This is a genomic window from Heliomicrobium undosum (assembly GCF_009877425.1).
Taxonomy (GTDB): domain Bacteria; phylum Bacillota; class Desulfitobacteriia; order Heliobacteriales; family Heliobacteriaceae; genus Heliomicrobium; species Heliomicrobium undosum.
In genome coordinates this window covers 12,356-31,814 of sequence record NZ_WXEY01000010.1, presented here as the reverse complement: position 1 = coordinate 31,814, position 19,459 = coordinate 12,356, and the positions used below count along the sequence as shown (strand labels likewise).

The window sequence follows — 19,459 nt, the reverse complement described above, 5'->3', positions numbered from 1 at the left end:
AGCGCGTGAGGCGGGGATACCAGTTTGAGTCGTGTAAGTGATATCAGCCAAATCTTAGAAGATGAACTGCTGCGCAAGGTGACGAAACCAACCCGGTACACGGGGGGCGAGCATAACCAGGTGAAAAAGGATTGGTCTGGCGTCGATGTGGCCATGGCCTTCGCCTTTCCCGACGTTTATGAGGTCGGCATGTCCCACCTGGGTCTGCGCATCCTCTACCACCTGATCAACGAACAGCCGCGCATGGCCATGGAGCGTGTCTTCGCCCCCTGGCCGGATATGGAGAAAGCCATGCGCTCGCGCGGGGTGCCCCTCTTCTCCCTGGAGAGCCGGCGTCCGCTGACCGACTTCGATGTGGTCGGCTTTACTCTGCAGTATGAGATGTCCTACAGCAACATCCTCAACATGCTTGACCTGGCCGGCATCCCCCTCTTTGCCGAGGAGCGGGTGTACGGCGATCCCCTGATCATGGCCGGCGGTCCCTGCGCCGTCAACCCGGAGCCCCTGGCGCCTTTTATGGATCTCATCCTCCTCGGTGAGGGAGAAGAATTGTTGCCACGCGTCTTGCAGGCCGTCGCTGACTTCAAAGGAGATGCGGGCCTTGGGGCGATAGCCGGGGGCGCAGCAGAGGCAGGAGACGACCCGGCGAAAGGGGGGGATCGCTCCCGCCGGGAGGCGCTGTTGCTTCATTTGGCGGCCATCCCTGGTGTCTATGTGCCTGCCCTCTACCGGTCCGAGTATGCTGCCGACGGGCGTTTTCTCGGCACGACGCCTACCCGGGAGGGTGTTCCGGCGAAGGTGAAGAAGCAGATCGTGGCCGATCTGGACAAGGCCTATTTTCCCACCACATCGCTGGTGCCCTTCATGGATGTGGTCCATGACCGGGTCATGCTTGAAGTCTTGCGCGGCTGTTCCCGGGCCTGCCGTTTTTGCCAGGCTGGGAGCATCTACCGGCCCGTGCGGGAGCGGTCGCCGGAGACGTTGAAGCGGCAGGCGGAGGCGTTGGTCAAGGCGACGGGGTACGATGAGATCGCCCTGACTTCCTTGAGCACGGCCGACTACACCTGCGTGGAGCCGCTGATTAAGGAATTGATCGCCACCCATGCGGAGCAGAAGGTCGGTCTCTCGTTGCCGTCTCTGCGGGTGGACGCCTTCTCGGTCGATCTGGCCAAGGAGGTCCAGAAGGTGCGCAAGACTGGTCTCACCTTTGCGCCGGAAGCAGGGACCCAGCGCCTGCGCGACGTGATCAACAAGGGTGTCACCGAAGCGGACCTGATGGAGACGGTGGAGAGCGCCTTTTCCAACGGCTGGACCGGTCTCAAGCTCTATTTCATGATCGGCCTGCCTACGGAAACCGAAGAGGACCTGGAAGGGATCGCCCGTCTGGCCGAGCAGGTCGTCTACAAGGGGACGGGGATCCTGCGGGAGAAGGGCATCAAAAAGAGCGTCCGTGTCACCGTCAGCACCTCTTCCTTTGTGCCGAAAGCCCAGACGCCTTTCCAGTGGGAGCCCCAGGCGGCCATGGCCGACCTGGAGGAGAAGCAGGCCTTTTTGAAGAAGCGCCTCCGCGACCGCCGGATCAGCTACAACTGGCATGACGCCCGGATCAGTTTTCTCGAGGCTGTCTTCGCCAAGGGCGACCGCCGCCTCGGCCAGGTGTTGCACCGGGCCTGGCAAAAAGGCTGCGTCTTTGACGGCTGGTCCGAATTTTTCCGTTACGAAACCTGGTTGGAGGCTTTTCAGGAATGCGGCGTCGACCCGGCCGATTACGCCTACCGTGCCATCGGCTATGACGACCCCTTGCCCTGGGACCACCTCGACTTCGGCGTCGATCGCCGGTATCTCATTCGGGAACATAAAAACGCCCTGGCCGCAGCGCTGACCCGGGACTGCCGGGCCGATACCTGTGCCGGATGCGGCGTTTGTCCGACTTTAGGGGTAAGTATCGATTTGCGGGGTGGAGACCATGTTCCGAGTCCGGATCGCCTTTAGCAAACAGGATCCGGTCCGCTGGCTTTCTCATCTGGACACCCAGAAAGCCTTTGAGCGGGCGATGCGTCGCGCTGCCATCCCTCTGGCCTTCTCGGAAGGCTTTAATCCCCACCCCAAGATCGCCTTTGCGTCGGCGCTGGCCGTCGGGATCGTCTCTTTCGGCGAGTATGTCGATATCGATCTGGCTGCCGCCATTGATACGGCAGAGGTGCGGGAACGGTTGCAAAAGGCCATGCCGGAGGGATTCGGCATCCATGGCGTCAAGGCTGTGCCACCGGGAACACAGGCGCTCATGGCCGCCGTCAACCGGGCCCAGTACCGCCTGCGCGTCCCCTTGCAAGAGCCGCTCGACGAGACGGCCATCGCAGCGGCCCTGTCGCGGAGCCTTGCTGAAACATCCTGGCTTGTCGAGCGGGAAGGGAAGAAAGGGGTATCGACAAAGGATATCCGCGCCGGCCTGTTTCAACTGACCGGATCTCGCACCGACGACGCGCTGATCCTGGAGATGCTTGTCCAGACAGGCAGCGAGGGCAATGTGCGCCCCGAGGAGGTCCTCGAGGCGGTGTGCCGCTACGGCAATCTGTCCGTTGACCGGGAGCGGGTGCGCATCCTGCGGCTCGGTTTGTTTGTCGCCCAGGGAGAGCGGTTGCTGACGCCTATGGATGTCCTATGAACAAGACCGTCCTCGTGCAAGCCGGCAAGGAATGGACAAAGGTGGCTGTCCTAGAGGAGGAGCGCCTCGTCGAGGTCCACTGGGAGCAGAACGACCAGGGCGCTATGGTGGGCAATATCTACAGGGGCCGTGTGGAGAACGTTTTGCCGGGGATGCAGGCGGCCTTTGTTGATATCGGTTGGGAACGGAACGCCTTCCTCGTCCTTGCCGACGCTTTGCCGGCTCAGTTGAAGGACTTGCGAGCCAAATTGTCCATCGGCGATATCCTCAAACCGGGCCAAGAAGTGACGGTGCAGGTGCTCAAGGAGGGGATCGGCGGCAAAGGTCCCCGGGTCACCTGCCACCTGACCCTCCCGGGCCGCTGGGTCGTCCTGCTGCCCGATGGCGATCAGGGAGGCGTCTCCCGGCGTATCGAAGACCCGGCCGAACGGGAACGCCTGCGCGAACTGGCCGAACGGGTGCGCCAACCCGGGATGGGTCTCATCGTCCGCACGACAGCCGCCGGCGCTTCCGAGGAGGAACTGGCGGCTGATGTGGCCCGACTGGGGCAGCGTTGGGCGCGGATTCAGGAAAAGGCGAGCCGCCGACCGGCGCCCTGCTTGATCGAGAGCAGCGGCGACCTGGTCGAGCGGCTCTTGCGTGATCGCATTGATGACGGCGTCGAACAGATCCGCGTGAATGATATCGATGTGTATAGCCGCATGTGGGAGTGGGCCGAGGAGAACCTGCCGGCCCTGCGCCCCCGATTGCGTCTGGAAGAGGGGCGCGACTTCTGGGCTGAGCACAACCTGCACAGCGAGATCGAAAAAGCCCTGCGGCCTAAGATTTGGCTCAAGTCAGGCGGTTACCTGGTCATCGAGGAGACAGAGGCGCTCACCGTCATCGATGTGAACACGGGCCGCTTTACCGGGACGGTCAATCTGGAGGAGACGATCCGCCAGACCAACATCGAGGCGGCCCGGGAAGTGCCGCGCCAACTCCGCCTGCGTGAGATCGGTGGGATCATTGTCATCGACTTCATCGACATGCGCGACGAGCGGCACCGGGCTGAGGTGCTGGAGACGCTGGAGACCCACCTGGCGCGAGATAAGACGCGGACGAGCGTGCTTGGCTTGACGGCGCTCGGGCTTGTGGAGATGACCCGCAAGAAGGTGCGGCAGAGCCTGGCCTCGCTGTTGACTGCGCCTTGTGAGTGTTGTGAGGGGCGGGGGAGGGTCGCCAAGGGGGAGACGCCCTAAACCCCCCCATCGCTCGCACTCGCCGGTCCGCCCAAACCGCTCGCAGGCCAATACGCCCCGGACTTGTGGAGCGAGGGGCGTTTTTTTCCGCGTCAAACCCGACGATGAGCGTCTCAAATTTAAAAATAGGTTATGATCGTTTATGAATTTTTTAAAAACCCTTTATTTGCAGTTTGATCTTGCTGATTAGAATAACCTCACACGATAAATGAAGGAGGTTGTTCTGATGAACAAAATGAAACTGTTGCTTGACGTTGCCAAGGCGATGAAGGAGAAGGAGACCTTGAAAGGCGCCCTCACTGCGGAGGGTGTGAAAGACGGCGTTACCGTTTTGAAGTTCGGAAATGACTTTGAAGTGACGGACCGGGTGAAGGCCAAGATCAGCGCCGAGGTCAACGACGGTGATCGGGTGCTGAAGCATGAGAGCAGCACCGAGTTTTCCCTTCCTTGTGGCGGTCCTGGCGGACGGCGCCATCATTTCCACCATGGCATGCATGGCTATTGTAGGCCGGGGGGGCCGCGCGGAATCAAGGGGGTCTTTGAGCGCCTGTCCCTCGCGTTGACCATTCTCTCCAACGTCCATATGGAGGAACAGGAAGACAAGACAGTTCTCCTCACCTTTGATTCCGACACGCTTCCCGCCGATATCAAGGACGCCATTTCTCAACGGATCAAAGAGCGGCATCTCCATGGCATGCACGGTTTCCCAAGAGAGGGCGGACCCTGTGGGCCACGGTTCCACAATGAGCGACGGTTCCACGGGGATCCGCGGCTCCACGGTGATCGGCAGGTCCACGGTGAGCGAGGGTTCCACGGTGGGCCGCGATTCCATGGCGAGCATGGTTGCCACGGGCCCCTTGGCCTGGTCCATGGACTGTTGCCATATGAGCAGGGAAGGGTCCGTTGCAAGGCGCTGATCAACGATGCGAAAGAGATCATCATGCTGTCCATCGACGTGGAAGGAAAGCGGCAGGCCGAAGGGGAAACTCGGCAGGATGTGCATCTGACCTCCCAGGTTCGTTTTATCTGGTAAAGCAGACGTCATCCTGATCGGATATATAGTAAAAAGCGTAAAAAGAGGACAAAAGAGAGCGACGGCAGAACTATCTTGTCGTCGCCCTTTTTCTATGAAGCAGGTAAGCGATCGCTGAAAGGGAACAGGATGAGATGAGAAACAGGCGTTACTTCCACAACCACCGGCATCATCACGATTTTCGCCAGTTTCACCGTTACTTCCGATGGGTGAGACCAGGTGTCTTCCTCTTCAACCTGCTGATCCTCTATGCATTGTTTTCCTGGATTGGAAACAGGGCCATCTGGTTTTTTCTCGCCGCCTTCATCGTTGTGAAGGAAGTGATCCATCTCATCTTCCTCCGGCGGTTCGAACAGCGGCTCTTTGCGCCAGTTCAAGAGCTTGACCAGGGTGTCAAGGAAATCGCCAAGGGAAACTACGATGTGACCATCGACTGTGACATCCCCAATGAGGTCGGCGCCCTGATCGTTTCATTCAATGAGATGGCTCGGAAGTTGCGTGAAGGCGAGAAACTGCAACAGGAATATGAAGAGAACCGGAAGACTTTGATCGCTAACATCTCTCATGATCTCAAGACGCCGATCACGGCGATTCAGGGTCATGTGGAAGCGCTCATGGAGGGCGTTCCGGACTCACCGGAAAGGCAGGAGAAATACCTCAAAACGATCCAGCGCAACACCGTCTACATCAACAAGCTGATCGACGATCTGTTTCTCTTTTCCCAACTGGACCTGGGCAAGCTGGCGCTGCATGTCCAATCCCTTTCGATCCGTCCCTTCATGGCCGATCTGATGGAGGAATTCAAATTCGAAGTGGAAGAGCGGCAATGCCGGTTCACTTTCAAGGATAGCCTCACCGATGCTCACCAGGTGTCCATTGACGGCAAGCGGATCAATCAGGCTGTTCGCAACATCATCGACAATGCTGTCAAGTATGGTCCTGAGACGGGCCTTGCCATCACCGCCGAACTGTACAGCGAGGGCGACTTCGTCTGCCTCAGCATCGAGGACAACGGCCCAGGGATTCCGGCGGAAAAAATCCCTTTGATCTTTGACCGCTTCTACCGCATCGACCGGGCGCGGACGAAGGACCTCGGCAGCACCGGTCTGGGATTGGCCATCGCGAAAGAACTGATCGAAGCCCATGGCGGCAGGATCAACGTCTCCAGCCGAGAGAACGAGGGGGCTCGTTTCACCCTTTCGCTCCCGGTGGAAAGGAGCAGCCATGAAGCACATTCTGATCATTGAAGACGATATCCACATCGCCGAACTGGAGCGCGATTATCTTCGTCTAAATGGCTATACGGTCGACATCGTTCCCGACGGCGCGCTGGGTCTGAAGCGGGCTCTTTCGGGCATCTACGACGTGGTGCTCGTCGATCTGATGCTGCCTGGCAAAGACGGTTACGAGATTGTGAGAGAGATCCGCAAGAGCATGGAGATCCCGGTGATCATCCTATCGGCGAAGACGGAGGACATCGACATCATCCGAGGTTTGGCTGTCGGCGCCGACGATTACCTGACCAAGCCCTTCCGGTTCGCCGAATTGGTGGCCCGGGTGAACTCCCATATCCAGCGCTATGAGCGACTGACAGGCAAACGAGCAGCCATGGAGGTCATCAGTCATAAAGGCCTGGAGATTAACACGGCTTCACGCAAGGTCTTCGTCGATGGCAAAGAGGTTCCGATGACGACGAAGGAATATGACCTTCTCTTGTTCCTCGCCTCCAATCCGAACATCGTCTTCAGCAAGGAACAACTCTTTGATAAGATCTGGGGAGAAGATAGCGTCGGCGATTTGGCGACAGTGGCCGTCCATATTCAAAAAATACGCAAGAAGGTGGAGAAAGACCCCGCCAACCCGGTTTATATAGAAACGCTCTGGGGGACGGGATATCGTTTTAACGGGTAGTCTCTGTTGAGTGCCGTCTACCCTATGAAAATGAAGTCGAATCTCTTGACAAAGGTCTCCTAACTCGATAAAATACTGATTTGTAGGTATCTGTCCTCTGTTCGCAACCGCTCAGGACGGGCTTGGGAAGTCGGCTTCGGCCGCGCCTTGATACCTGGCGAGTCTAGTATGGGAGGTGTAGCATTCATGTTCGCGATTATTGAAACCGGTGGCAAGCAGTACAAAGTTCAACAAGGCGATGTGCTCAAGGTGGAGAAACTCGAAGCCAATCCTGGCGATGTGGTCGAAATCGACCGCGTCTTCGCCGTCAGCAAGGATGGGGAGCTGAAGGTCGGAGCCCCGACCGTCGAAGGCGCCAAAGTCCTGCTGAAAGTGGAAGACCACGGGAAAGGCAAGAAGATCATCATCTTCAAGTACAAGCCCAAGAAGAACTACCGCCGCAAACAAGGTCATCGTCAGGCCTTCACCCAGGTCCGTGTCGAAGCCATCCAAGCCTAAGGCTGGGCGGCGCGCATGGTCAAGGTAACGGTCTATGTCGATGAAGGGCAACGGATTCTGGGATTTGAAGCCCTGGGTCATGCCGGGGCGGCGCCTCGCGGACAGGATGTGGTATGCGCCGGCGTGTCGGCGTTGACCCTCTCAGCTGTCAACGGTTTGGAGCACTTTCTCGGCGCCGAGGCGACCGAGGTGAGCGCCCCCAAGCCGGGTGACTTGAGTTGCCTCTTGCGGGACCCGCTGGCGCCGGAAGCGGCGCGGACGGCCCAGATCATCCTGGAAACAATGGTCCTTGGTCTGCAACAAACCGCGGAAGTCTATCCGCGTTTCCTTCACGTCGAGAAGAGGAGGTGTGTCCCATGCTAGTCATGAATCTGCAGTACTTCGCCCACAAAAAAGGTGTCGGTAGCTCCCGAAACGGTCGCGACTCCGAAGCCAAACGCCTGGGCGTCAAGCGCAGCGACGGTCAAGCCGTTTTGTCCGGCAACATCCTGGTCCGCCAGCGCGGCACCAAGATTCACCCCGGCAACAACGTGGGTCTGGGCAGTGACGACACCCTGTTCGCCCTGATCGACGGCGTCGTTAAATTCGAACGCAAAGGTCGGGACAAAAAACAGGTCAGCGTCTACGCTGTCTAAGAACAAAGCAGCCCCCGGAGAAATCCGGGGGCTTTTTGTCAATATTAATACTGTGCGCCGGAATTACAGCATGACGTCCATCTACGGGGATCCGGCGCCGCCAGGAGTGGTTTCCAATGGCGGAGAGTGGTTTTCCGGAAGCACCGGATTGGAATGCCCCGATAGGAAGTTGTCCCGCTGGGACACACATGGCCGGCTTTAGTCCCGATGCTGCTGAATGGGTTGAACTGTGGCGGGAACTCCGTCACGATTTTATCAACCATCTGCAGACGATCCTGGGTTACATCCAGGTGGGGCGAGGGGAGCGCTCCCTCGAATACCTCCGCCATGTGGCCCAGCGGATCCAGGAGGCCGGCGGCATCATGACCCTCGGCATCCTGCCGGTCATCGCCCATCTGCTGCTCAAAGGTCAGGAGTTGCGGGAACGGGCCATTGACCTGCGTGTCCAGGTTGACCGGGGATGGGACCCGCAACCATGGCAGGCCGAGAACAACGCCCGCCGACTTGCGTCTGCTGCGTCGGCCACGATCGAGTCATTACTCCCGACGCAGGACCAGTCAGAGGAGGAACCGGCGCTGTGCCTGCGCTTTTGCGGCCCTGAGCCCATTCTGAAAGCATACTGGCTGGGCCGTGATGAGACGATGGCGATGGTAGAATTGTCCACCTTTTTACAAGAAGATACCAAGAAATAGTCATCCGTAGCATTGCGTCAGAACTGCAGCAGGGTTACGCATTAAACATCAGCACCGTAACAGCATCATTGAACTGACAGTAAAGGTTCGATTCCAATAGGAGGTTTTCGCCGTTGTTTTACGATCAGGCGAGGATATTCGTCAAAGGCGGTGACGGGGGGAACGGCATCGTCTCCTTCCGCCGCGAAAAATACGTTCCTGAAGGCGGCCCTAACGGGGGCGACGGCGGCGCCGGCGGCAACGTCATCTTCATCGGCGACGAAGGGTTGCGCACCCTCGTCGACTTCCGCTACCAGCGCCACTACAAGGCCGAGCGGGGCGAGCACGGTATGGGCAAGAACATGCATGGCCGCGACGGCGAGGATATGACCGTCCGGGTGCCCATCGGCACTGTCGTGAAAGACGCCGAGACGGGCAAGATCCTGGTCGACATCACCCGCGACGGTCAGCAGCACATCGCTGCCAAGGGCGGGCGAGGCGGACGAGGCAACGCCAAGTTTGTCAGTTCCACCAACCGGGTGCCCATGATCGCCGAAAAGGGCGAACCCGGCGACGAGCAGTGGCTGGAGTTGGAACTGAAGCTGCTGGCTGACGTAGGGCTCGTCGGTTTCCCCAATGTGGGCAAATCGACCCTCATCGCCAACGTCTCGGCAGCCCGTCCCAAGATCGCCAACTACCACTTCACGACCCTCGAACCCAACCTGGGCGTCGTACGTATCGCCGAGGGCCAGAGCTTCGTCATGGCCGACATCCCCGGGCTGATCGAGGGCGCTCACACCGGCGCCGGCCTGGGCCATGACTTCTTGCGCCACACCGAGCGCACCCGCTATCTGATCCATGTCCTGGACATCTCCGGCAGCGAGGGGCGCGATCCCCTGGAAGACTACGACGCCATCAACCGGGAACTGGCCCTCTACAAACCCGAACTGGCCGATAAGCCGATGGTCGTCGCCGCCAATAAAATGGATCTGCCCGGCGCCGAGGAAAACCTGGCGCGCCTGCGGGAAAAGCTTGGCGAAGAGGCCGTCATTTTCCCCATCTCCGCCGCCACACGGCAGGGGTTGGACCCGCTGATCTACCATGTTCACAAAGGGCTGGAGGAACTGGGGCCTGTCGTCTTTGAGACGGTCACCGCCGATGCCCACATGGATGTCCGCTTTACCGGCAAGACAGAGGAACGCTTCAAGATCCACCGTGACGAACAAGGCGTTTTTGTTGTCACCGGCAAGGAAGTGGAGCGCCACGTGGCCATGACCGACATGGAAAACGAGGAATCGGTGGCCCGCCTGCAGCGCATCTTCGATGTCATGGGCGTCGATCAGGCCTTGCGAGATGCCGGTTGCCAGCACGGCGATCCGGTCCGCATCCGCGACCTGGAGTTTGACTTTATCGAGTATGCGGCTCAGTATGCCGATCGTGAAGATGACGGAAAGTAAACGATTTGCTCAATTTGCTCGATTCTGAAAAAAATGTGTAAAAAGGGTCAAGGCAGGAAACTCTCGTTGCGTCGAGAATAAAGCACAATACAAAACCGGCGATCCTGTATACAGTACAATACAGGTCGCTGTCGATTCATACGATTTGCCGCTCATTTCATTTCATGTAATGAATTCACTTTGGAGGTGCGCCCATTGTTTGGACGCCAAGACCTGCCCAAGGCCCGTCGCGTCGTCGTCAAGGTGGGCACCAGCACCTTGACCCACGGGACCGGCAAGCTCAACCTGGAGCAGATGGAAAAGCTCGTCCGGCAACTGGCGGATCTCTCCAACCGGGGCCATCAGGTCATGCTGGTCACCTCCGGCGCCGTCGGCGCCGGGATGGGGCGATTAGGCCTAGAGAAGCGGCCCAAATCGGTGCCGGAAAAACAGGCCTGCGCCGCCGTCGGCCAGGGCATTCTGATGCATATGTACGAAAAGATCTTCGCCGAGTACGGCCTCGTCGTCGCCCAGGTGCTGCTGACGCGGGACGATTTCGCCTTCCGGGAGCGCTATATCAACGCCGGCAACACCCTGGAGGCGCTCCTGCGGATGAACGTCATCCCCATCATCAATGAAAACGACACCGTCGCCATCGACGAGATCCGCCTCCGCTTCGGCGACAACGACACCCTGTCGGCGCTGGTGGCGGGCCTGGTCCAAGGCGACGTGCTGATCCTGCTGACCGATATTGACGGACTCTATTCAGCCAACCCGCGCGTTGATCCTGAGGCGGTCTTTATCCCCGAGGTGCCCGAGATCACACCGGAGATCGAGGCGATGGCCGCCGGCGCCGGCACAAACCTGGGCACCGGCGGCATGGCGACGAAGCTGCAAGCGGCCAAGATCGCCGTCGAATCGGGCGTGGCCATGGTCATCGCCCAGGGCAGCCGCCCCAACGGGCTTCGCGAGATCATGAACGGGGCAGAGGTGGGGACATTGTTCATCCCCAACGAAACGCCGCTGCCCGGCTACAAACGCTGGCTGGCCTTCGGCTCCGCCTCCAGCGGCAGCGTCCACATCGACGCCGGCGCAGCCGAGGCCATCGTCTTGGGCGGCAAAAGCCTGCTTCCTTGCGGCGTCACCGGCGCCGAAGGTGATTTTCAGAGCGGAGACATGGTCAGCATCATCTCGCCGGAAGGCCTGGAAGTGGCCCGCGGCGTTACCCAGTACTCGGCCGATCAGGTCCGGCGCATCATGGGGAAACAGTGCCAGGACATCGAAGCCGCTCTGGGCATGAAAGGCGTCGACGAGGTTGTTCACCGGGACAATCTGACCGTCATGGTCTCCCGGCATATCGGATAGCGCACGCGCAAAAGAACCAAAGGCGAAACAGGGGGAAAGAGGCATGATCATGTATTCCGAACTGTCCTTGAAGGGCAAAAAAGCCAAGGACGCCGCCTACAAACTGGGGTCTTTGTCCTCGCAGGTCAAAAACAAGGCCCTTGAAGCGATGGCCTACGCCCTGGTGGCCCAGGAAGAAGAGATCCTGGCCGCCAACGCCCTCGATGTGGAGGCGGGACGGCAAAAAGGCATGTCCAAGGCGCTTTTGGACCGGTTGATGCTGAACAAAAAGCGCATCGAAGAGATGGCGGAAGGCCTCTACGCCCTTGTCAGCCTGCCCGATCCGATCGGCGAGGTGAAGGGCCAGTGGCGCCGCCCCAACGGCCTGGAAATCGGCCAGGTGCGCGTTCCCCTTGGCGTCGTCGGGATCATCTACGAAGCCCGGCCGAACGTCACCGTCGACGCCGCCGGTCTCTGCCTGAAGACAGGAAACGCCGTCATCCTGCGCGGCGGCTCTGAGGCGATCCGATCCAACATGGCCATCGTCAAGGTCATCGCCAAAGCGTCTGAAGAGGCGGGCATCCCCGAAGGGGCGATCCAGCTGGTGGAGGACACGAGCCGCGAAGTGGCCCAGCAGATGATGACCATGAACGAATACCTGGACGTGCTCATTCCTCGCGGCGGCGCCGGATTGATTCAGGCTGTCGTCAAAAACGCCACCGTGCCGGTCATCGAGACAGGCGTGGGCAACTGCCACGTCTACGTCGACGCCGACGCTGACCTGGAGATGGCTGAAAAAATCATCATCAACGCCAAATGCCAGCGCCCCGGCGTCTGCAACGCCGCCGAGTCGCTCCTCGTCCACCAGGATGTGGCCCGCAAGTTCATTCCCCATATCGGCAAACTGTTGACGGAGATGAACGTGGAACTGCGCGGCTGCCCCCGCACGTTGAGCCTCTTTTCCGGGATCAAGGAGGCTACCGATGAGGATTATGCCGCTGAGTTTCTCGACCTGATCCTGGCCGTGAAGATCGTCGACAGCTTTGACGAGGCACTGGAACATATCCGCAAATACTCGACAGGTCACTCGGAGGCCATCGTCACCCGCGACTACAGCCGAGCTCGTGAGTTCACCCGCCGTGTCGACGCCGCCGCCGTCTATGTGAACGCCTCCACCCGTTTCACCGACGGCTTCCAATTCGGAATGGGCGCCGAAATCGGCATCTCCACCCAAAAACTGCATGCCCGCGGCCCTATGGGATTAAATGAGTTGACGACGATCAAGTACGTCTGCTACGGCGATGGACAGATCCGTTAATCACCCTGTTGAGCGCAAGGGCTTTATCATCGGTCCCCACGGTGTCGTCATCTCCATCCCCGAAGACCTGGCCAACTACGAGTGGGTGGACACCACCTTCGGGATCAAGGTGCCTAAAATCAAAGTGCCCAAAAACGAGGCAGCGCAAACAGGGGAAGCAATGGTCCGCGTGGGCATCATGGGCGGAACCTTCGACCCTGTCCACTACGGCCACCTGGTGACGGCCGAAGCAGCGGCCGATCTGTTCGACCTATCCGTCGTCGTCTTTGTGCCTTCAGGCCGACCGCCCCACAAGCAACACCAGGCTGTCACTGATCCCTGGGAACGCTACCGGCTGACCGAACTGGCCACCTGTTCCAATCCCCGTTTTCGCATGTCCGACGTAGAGGTCAGCCGCCCCGGCTATTCCTACGCCATTGATACGGTCCGCGCCTTCCGGCGTGAGTACGGAGAGCAGGCCGAGTTTTTCTTCATCACCGGCGCCGACGCCATCCTGGAGATCATGACCTGGCGTCAGATCGACCAGTTGATGGCCGAATGCCGCTTCATCGCCGCTTACCGCCCCGGCTATGACCGGGACCACCTCAGGGAAGCGGTGGCGCGTATGGAGGCTTTTTCCGGGCGGATCCACCTGGTCGAGGTGCCGGCCCTGGCCATCTCCTCCACCGATATCCGCCGGCGCCTCTATCAAGGTCGCTCCGTCAAATACCTTCTGCCTGAGCCGGTGATCCACCGCATTGTCGAAACCGGAAGCTACCATCCATCATCCTGCCATCGGCAGCCTCGCGAATAACCCCGCCGTTTCCGGTCATACTAAGTCGCGAGCGCAGGGCGAAAAAGAACATCGCTTGAAGCCGAGAATCAGGGTTTATGGTGAGGTGAATGGAATTGACTCGGACCCTCTATGTGGGCAATTTGCCTTGGGCAACCAAGCCCGAGAACCTGACAGATCTTTTTTCCCCTTATGGGGAGGTATTGAGCAGCCGGATCATCACAGACAGAGAGACTGGCCGTTCAAGAGGTTTCGGTTTCGTCGAGGTCAGAGATGAAGACGCCGAGCGCATGGTGGAAGCCATGAACGGCGCCGAGTATGAAGGCAGGATGCTGACCGTCAACGAGGCCAAGCCCAGACAGGACCAATAAAAGAATTTATATGCACCTCCTAGACCGTAACGGGATAGGAGGTTTATTTATTACAATAGAGTAGTCTATTAAAATATTTAATTCACTATGTAGGATTTTTCTATCATATGCCGTATTGTTTATCTCGCAGTATAAAGATAGAGGAGAAAGGCAAAGACGTGAAAAAAAAATTAATTATGCTAATCATAGGGATGGCCCAACTCTTTAACCTGATTTTTTTTGTAACCTATGGTTACGCAAAAGAAATCACTGTATATGTAGATGGTGATAGAGTAAATTTTCCGGACAGTAAGCCTTACATAAACGAAGACAATAGAACGATGGTTCCGATTAGATTTATATCGGAGCACTTAGGTAGCAATGTAAATTGGAACGAAAAGAGCAACGCCGTAGAGATTAATTATAAAAACACAAAAATCTATTTAGAAATTGGTAAGAAATACGCTTTGGTAAATAATTTAACAATTTCGTTAGATACGAATGCAGTAATTAACGACAATAGAACTATGGTTCCATTGAGGTTTATAGCGGAAAGCCATGACACTATTGTGGACTGGATACCGGAAACGTATAGTGTTGTTATAACATCAAAAGAGTTACTAAAAGAACAAATAGAAGTTAAAGAGACTATAAGTGTACTCCAAAAATCATTGCATGACAGGGATATTGAAAAAACTATGAATTTATTTACACCCGAGAAGATGGAGCACTATCGTCCCTTTTTTGAAAAATACAGAGAACTGATGCCAGATATGGCGAAACCATTTAGTGAAGCTAAATTAACTTTTGTTACATCGGATAAAATAATCAATCAAGAGATAGTAAAGAGCGGGGAACTAGCATTGCCGTTTGATTCAAAAGTTTTTCACATAAAAATGATTAAAATAAATAACCAATGGTTCTTCGAATCATTTTAAGAAAATAAGAGGTGATGAAGTAAATGCGGTATTTTACTTTATTTTTGTTAATTGCCTGCTTTTTCTTAAACCCAACAGAAGGATATAGTTGGGGAAATATTAATACACACCCAACGATCAATGAAAAATCTTATGACTTTTTCATTGACAGTATTACTAATTCGTCCAAAAAATATAACGATATTAAGTTTGCAGAGATAAAATTTACAGGAAATGGTTTTGACATAAATAATTTTACAAAAAATATTGGATTGAATATTACCGAACCAAAGGGGCTTCTTAGTGATCGAAACTACACGATGAAGGAATGGTTAATAGAAGGTGGCTATTCAGCCGATATTCCTGCCATCGATATGGGGTTACGACATTTTTATGATCCATTAAGGAAATTTAACGGTACAGATTATTTAACCGATATTCCGGGTGTAGTTCCTAACCCACAAATATCGGCAAAAAAGTGGGCTTTGTCTAACGAATGGGCAAAAGCAAACGATTCAAGAGGCTCTTCCTGGGTAAAGGCGCTAACATATTATAAAAATGGTATGGAAAAAAATGATGACGAATTTTTTGCGGAATCATTTCGCGCGTTAGGGCATACAATGCATTTAGTTGCCGATATGACCCAACCTGCCCACGTTCGAAATGACGGACATATGAGAGAAGAACCGATAGAAGACACAGTAGATACAAATAAAAAATACGTTACTTTCGCTAGTTCTAATATGCAGGACAATCTCCTAAATAGTATTTTTTCTATAAAAGAGAGTAAGGACAAAGGGTTAAAGCTAGAAAATATTTTTGATTTGTTATCCAAATATACAAATCAAAACTTTTATTCAGATGACACAATTTATAACAAAGGTGACAATAATATTGACAATCCTAGTATATTACCGAGAAATAAAAAAGCAAATTATGATTCACCTCAGTTTAACACTCCTGGAGTTGTCAAAGGAAAGGATGGCATATCCTATGGGATTAGACTTAACAACGATATTTATGTGCCATTGATAGAAGAGGAGTACAAATCATATTTTACAAGGAATAATCCGACTACGAAATCCTATCATGTTCCTATATATTTTGCGCGTGAACAATCTAAATATTTAATTCCACTAGCAATTCGAGCAAATGCAGAAGTAATTAACAGCTTTATTCCGACAATGACATTGGATTTTAGCGTAAAAAGGGATGAACGGGATAGTGTATTAGTGGAAGGCCTTTTTAAGCACCACATCGATAAAGATGATGAGTGGAAGAAAAACATAGGGGAAGAGATTAAATATAACGGAATGGGAAATATAATCATTACAGGAAAAGATGGTGAAAGAAGAATACCAGTCAAATTTACTCAGGGATATTGTAAAGAATCGATAGAAAATTATAAAAAAGAAGATGTCATAGTACTTGAAGTAGAAGCAGGAGGGTTAAAGTACCGGAGCGAGTTCTCCCCCTGTAGAAAGTATGATGATTTGATAAGAACAAAAAGCTTGATAAATCAAAACAGCAAGTATAACCCCAATAGAAGAAGGCCCGTTGATTTAGTTATTATTTTAGATAGTTCGGGCAGTATGAAAGAAAGTGATAAAAATAGTCTGCGAAAAAAGGCGGCTAATTACTTAGTTGACGAACTAGCATCGATTGATAGAGTGTCAATCGTAGATTTTGATGACTCAGCCCTAGTTCGCGCAAGTATGAGTAACAATAAAGATGCATTACACTCAGCGATTGACGCGATTGATTCTAGCGGAGGCACAAACATTGGCCGCGGTATAGAAGTAGCAATAAAAGAATTTCATAAGGTTGGGTGGATAGATGATAGATCACAGTTAGCTATTCTTTTAACCGATGGCAATGATGAAAACGGGCAACCCTCCGTTTTGGAGGCCCAAGTGGATGCAGCGTATAGCAACTGGTTACATATCTACACAATAGGATTGGGAGAAACTCACAACAAAGAACTTTTAAGTAAGATTGCTAATGATACTGGCGGTGAGTATTTTGTCGTGAGAGATGCAAGTTTGATCGAAACAACATTTGATCAAATCGCATTGAGTAGAAACATAAACTTAACCAAAGATACAGATAAAGACGGAATCTCCGATTGGGCTGAGCGTAAAGGTTTTGTTTTGCTACAACCGGAAGATGGACAAGAAATACCCATTAAGCCTACAGATCCCTATAATACCGATAGTGACCATGACGGTTATTCTGATAAACAGGAACTTGGAGACATTTTTATCAACAGTAGCAATAGGGAGCTTTACGTTGTAGGCTTAATCGACGGATGCAATAAATACCTGCCCTATTCTAGTGATCCAAATGATCCAAATAAAATTCCGCGTTCTAATTAATATTCATATACCCCGGTTTCTCTGACGCAACGCAACTTCCAAAAAGGCTGCTATGATGGAACATCCCTATGGTAGAAATTGAACACTATCATAGGGATATCTATAAGGGTAAAAAAAAGAAACAAGTTCTTAGTATTTACCGGACGAAAAAAGTAAAACATACTTGAGCAGGCATGTTTTTTGACTGTCCGAAGCTATTCCGGGTCGGACCTAACGACCGATACATCTATTCTTTTTGTTTTATTTGTAGTAAGCTAGGAATGATCGGCTCACGGATGCAGGTCTTTTAACGATAATGGCCTTGTTTCGTGTGAAGTCTGTTCCCTTCACCAGGTTTTCAGAAAGCAAGATTCATGAAAGCCATACAGGATAATTATTTATAAACGTCATAAACAATAATAATCATTTTGTGATAGATAGGTAGGAGGTTATTATTGTCCATGACGGAAAGGATGATCCTGTTGGGGGATTGGCAAGCCATCAACCGGCGTCTTAAAGAAGACTTAGCCCGCGAGCTGAGCCCGCGGCGTTACGTCCATATTGTGGGGACCGGCGAAACGGCTTTCCGATTGGCTGTCCTTTGGGGTGCAAATCCCGAGCGAGCATGTGTCGCCGGTCTGCTCCACGACATTGCCCGCGAATGGTCATCCGACCGTTTGCTGCAAGCCTGTGACGAAGCGGGCGTCACGCTTGAACCATGGGAGCGAAGACAGGCGGAACTCCTGCACGGTTACGCCGGGGCCTGGTGGGCGGCAAGGGTATATGGTCTGAACGATGACGAAGTGCTTAGGGCCGTGCGTCATCATACGGTGGGGTATCCAGGCATGGGCCTATTGGAGAAAATCGTCTACCTAGCCGACAAGATCGAGCCTAACCGGTCTTACAAGGGAGTGGAAACGCTCCGCACCCTGGCCGAACAGTCGCTGGACCGGGCTGTCCTCGCCTGCCTAGACCAGACGATCCAGCATGTCCTCCGTAAGGGGACGCTGTTGCATCCCCTCACGGTGGACATGCGCAATCAGATGCTCCTCGAGCGGAATACAGATGGAGCTGGCGGTCAACAACATATCTAAACAAAAACCCCAAAATCCCAGTTGATAACATTAATGTCAGGGAGGAACCGATCACTTGGTACAAGACAGCAAAGCAGCGGCCATCGCCATGGCGGAAGCGGCCGCCGATAAGAAAGCCTACGATATCATGCTCCTCGACCTGCGCGGCAAGTCGAATGTGACCGACTACTTCGTCCTTTGCAACGGCAATTCAACGCCTCAGGTGCAGGCCATCTGCATGCACATCGAAGAAAAACTGAAGGACTACGACCGCCGCACCTTTCGTGTCGAAGGCTACCGGGAAGGCCGCTGGGTGCTGATGGATTACGGCGACGTGGTCGTCCACATCTTCCGCCCCGAGACGCGCGATCACTATGCTTTGGAACGCCTCTGGGGTGACGCGCCCAGGGCAGTGGAGCCGAACTTTGAGGAGTTTATGCAGTAAGCGCCAGAAAGCAGCGGCTTGGCTTGTGTAAAAAAGCGGCGTATCGAGGCGCTTTTGCATGGAGTGGGCACTAACACCGGAGCCCATAAGCAATGAATTGAAATAAAGCGGATAGGACAGGCACAGGAGCGGACCCATGAATATTTTCGATGTGATCGGGCCGATCATGATCGGCCCGTCCAGCTCCCATACGGCGGGCGCTGTGCGCCTCGGCAATGTGGCCCGTCTCATCCTGGGCGAAGCGGTCCGGGAGGCCCGCATCGGCCTCCACGGTTCCTTCGCCGAGACCCACCAGGGCCACGGCACCGACCTGGCCCTGGTGGCAGGCCTGCTCGGCTGGGCTACCGACGACCTGCGCATCCCCCGTTCCTTCGAATTCGCCGAGGCGGCCGGACTCACAGTGGCTTTTTCGGAAATCCATCTGGGCGAACTGGCCCACCCCAACTCGGTTCGTTTTGAACTGACCGGGCAGGAGGGGGGGCGTTCTGAGGTCACCGGCGCCTCCATCGGCGGCGGACGTGTCCTGGTGACGCGCGTTGATGACTTTCCCGTTGAATTGACAGGCGACTTTGCCACCCTGCTCGTCACCCATCGTGACCGGCCTGGCGTCATCTCCCTGGTGACAGGTGTGTTAGGCCATCAAGGGATCAATATCGCCCAGATGCGGGTCTCGCGGGAGCAGAAGGGCGCCCGGGCGCTGATGGTGCTCGAGACAGATCAGACGGTCACCGACGAAGCGCTGCGGGCCATCGCCGCACTGCCGCCCGTCGAGGCGGCGCGACGCATCCAAATAGACTGA

The 19,459-nt window shown here is 54.8% G+C and carries 20 protein-coding genes; all 20 read left to right on the top strand.

Translation table 11 applies throughout. The features are described from left to right. Positions 1–24 precede the first annotated feature (24 nt). Positions 25–1,992, top strand: a complete 1,968-nt coding sequence (locus GTO91_RS10460) for a TIGR03960 family B12-binding radical SAM protein (RefSeq protein WP_161258664.1) — start codon at positions 25–27, stop codon at positions 1,990–1,992. Then, entirely contained in the window at positions 1,967–2,665 is a 699-nt protein-coding gene (locus GTO91_RS10455; RefSeq protein ID WP_161258663.1) for a TIGR03936 family radical SAM-associated protein, read from the top strand. Before GTO91_RS10460 ends, GTO91_RS10455 begins: the two co-directional genes overlap by 26 nt. Beyond that, a complete protein-coding gene (locus GTO91_RS10450; protein ID WP_161258662.1) occupies positions 2,662–3,903 on the top strand; it encodes an Rne/Rng family ribonuclease in 1,242 nt (413 codons plus the stop codon). The genes GTO91_RS10455 and GTO91_RS10450 overlap by 4 nt, the downstream gene beginning before the upstream one ends. 226 nt (positions 3,904–4,129) lie before the next feature. After that, positions 4,130–4,936: a hypothetical protein gene (locus tag GTO91_RS10445; protein ID WP_161258661.1), complete on the top strand. Its 807-nt coding sequence runs from the start codon at positions 4,130–4,132 to the stop codon at positions 4,934–4,936. A 134-nt stretch (positions 4,937–5,070) separates the two neighbouring features. Then, positions 5,071–6,183 carry a sensor histidine kinase gene (locus GTO91_RS10440; protein ID WP_161258660.1) on the top strand — a complete coding sequence of 371 codons (1,113 nt, stop codon included), beginning with the start codon at positions 5,071–5,073 and terminating at the stop codon, positions 6,181–6,183. After that, positions 6,161–6,847 carry a response regulator transcription factor gene (locus GTO91_RS10435; protein ID WP_161258659.1) on the top strand — a complete coding sequence of 229 codons (687 nt, stop codon included), beginning with the start codon at positions 6,161–6,163 and terminating at the stop codon, positions 6,845–6,847. Before GTO91_RS10440 ends, GTO91_RS10435 begins: the two co-directional genes overlap by 23 nt. 186 nt (positions 6,848–7,033) lie before the next feature. Then, the gene (rplU, locus tag GTO91_RS10430; protein ID WP_012283724.1) at positions 7,034–7,345 is read left to right on the top strand and encodes a 50S ribosomal protein L21; all 312 of its coding nucleotides are present in this window, start codon (positions 7,034–7,036) and stop codon (positions 7,343–7,345) included. A gap of 15 nt (positions 7,346–7,360) precedes the next feature. Beyond that, on the top strand, positions 7,361–7,708 hold the full coding sequence (locus GTO91_RS10425; RefSeq protein ID WP_161258658.1) for a ribosomal-processing cysteine protease Prp: 348 nt from the start codon (positions 7,361–7,363) through the stop codon (positions 7,706–7,708). Then, entirely contained in the window at positions 7,702–7,980 is a 279-nt protein-coding gene (gene rpmA, locus GTO91_RS10420; RefSeq protein WP_012283722.1) for a 50S ribosomal protein L27, read from the top strand. Before GTO91_RS10425 ends, rpmA begins: the two co-directional genes overlap by 7 nt. A gap of 116 nt (positions 7,981–8,096) precedes the next feature. Next, on the top strand, positions 8,097–8,672 hold the full coding sequence (locus GTO91_RS10415) for a Spo0B domain-containing protein (RefSeq protein ID WP_161258657.1): 576 nt from the start codon (positions 8,097–8,099) through the stop codon (positions 8,670–8,672). 113 nt (positions 8,673–8,785) lie between these two features. Then, positions 8,786–10,108 (top strand): GTPase ObgE, encoded by a 1,323-nt coding sequence (obgE, locus tag GTO91_RS10410; protein WP_161258656.1) that lies wholly within the window; start codon positions 8,786–8,788, stop codon positions 10,106–10,108. A gap of 195 nt (positions 10,109–10,303) precedes the next feature. Then, positions 10,304–11,452 carry a glutamate 5-kinase gene (gene proB / locus GTO91_RS10405; protein ID WP_161258655.1) on the top strand — a complete coding sequence of 383 codons (1,149 nt, stop codon included), beginning with the start codon at positions 10,304–10,306 and terminating at the stop codon, positions 11,450–11,452. A gap of 43 nt (positions 11,453–11,495) precedes the next feature. Continuing rightward, entirely contained in the window at positions 11,496–12,749 is a 1,254-nt protein-coding gene (locus GTO91_RS10400) for a glutamate-5-semialdehyde dehydrogenase (RefSeq protein ID WP_161258654.1), read from the top strand. Continuing rightward, on the top strand, positions 12,733–13,542 hold the full coding sequence (nadD, locus tag GTO91_RS10395) for a nicotinate-nucleotide adenylyltransferase (RefSeq protein WP_328793780.1): 810 nt from the start codon (positions 12,733–12,735) through the stop codon (positions 13,540–13,542). Before GTO91_RS10400 ends, nadD begins: the two co-directional genes overlap by 17 nt. A gap of 89 nt (positions 13,543–13,631) precedes the next feature. Next, positions 13,632–13,892, top strand: a complete 261-nt coding sequence (locus tag GTO91_RS10390; protein WP_161258653.1) for an RNA-binding protein — start codon at positions 13,632–13,634, stop codon at positions 13,890–13,892. Between the two features lie 158 nt (positions 13,893–14,050). Beyond that, positions 14,051–14,809 (top strand): copper amine oxidase N-terminal domain-containing protein, encoded by a 759-nt coding sequence (locus tag GTO91_RS10385; protein WP_161258652.1) that lies wholly within the window; start codon positions 14,051–14,053, stop codon positions 14,807–14,809. A 23-nt stretch (positions 14,810–14,832) separates the two neighbouring features. Beyond that, positions 14,833–17,163: a VWA domain-containing protein gene (locus GTO91_RS10380; RefSeq protein ID WP_161258651.1), complete on the top strand. Its 2,331-nt coding sequence runs from the start codon at positions 14,833–14,835 to the stop codon at positions 17,161–17,163. Between the two features lie 440 nt (positions 17,164–17,603). After that, positions 17,604–18,236 (top strand): bis(5'-nucleosyl)-tetraphosphatase (symmetrical) YqeK, encoded by a 633-nt coding sequence (gene yqeK, locus GTO91_RS10375; RefSeq protein ID WP_161258650.1) that lies wholly within the window; start codon positions 17,604–17,606, stop codon positions 18,234–18,236. 55 nt (positions 18,237–18,291) lie between these two features. Next, entirely contained in the window at positions 18,292–18,660 is a 369-nt protein-coding gene (rsfS, locus tag GTO91_RS10370; RefSeq protein WP_235919529.1) for a ribosome silencing factor, read from the top strand. 136 nt (positions 18,661–18,796) lie between these two features. Continuing rightward, positions 18,797–19,459: an L-serine ammonia-lyase, iron-sulfur-dependent subunit beta gene (sdaAB, locus tag GTO91_RS10365; protein ID WP_161258649.1), complete on the top strand. Its 663-nt coding sequence runs from the start codon at positions 18,797–18,799 to the stop codon at positions 19,457–19,459.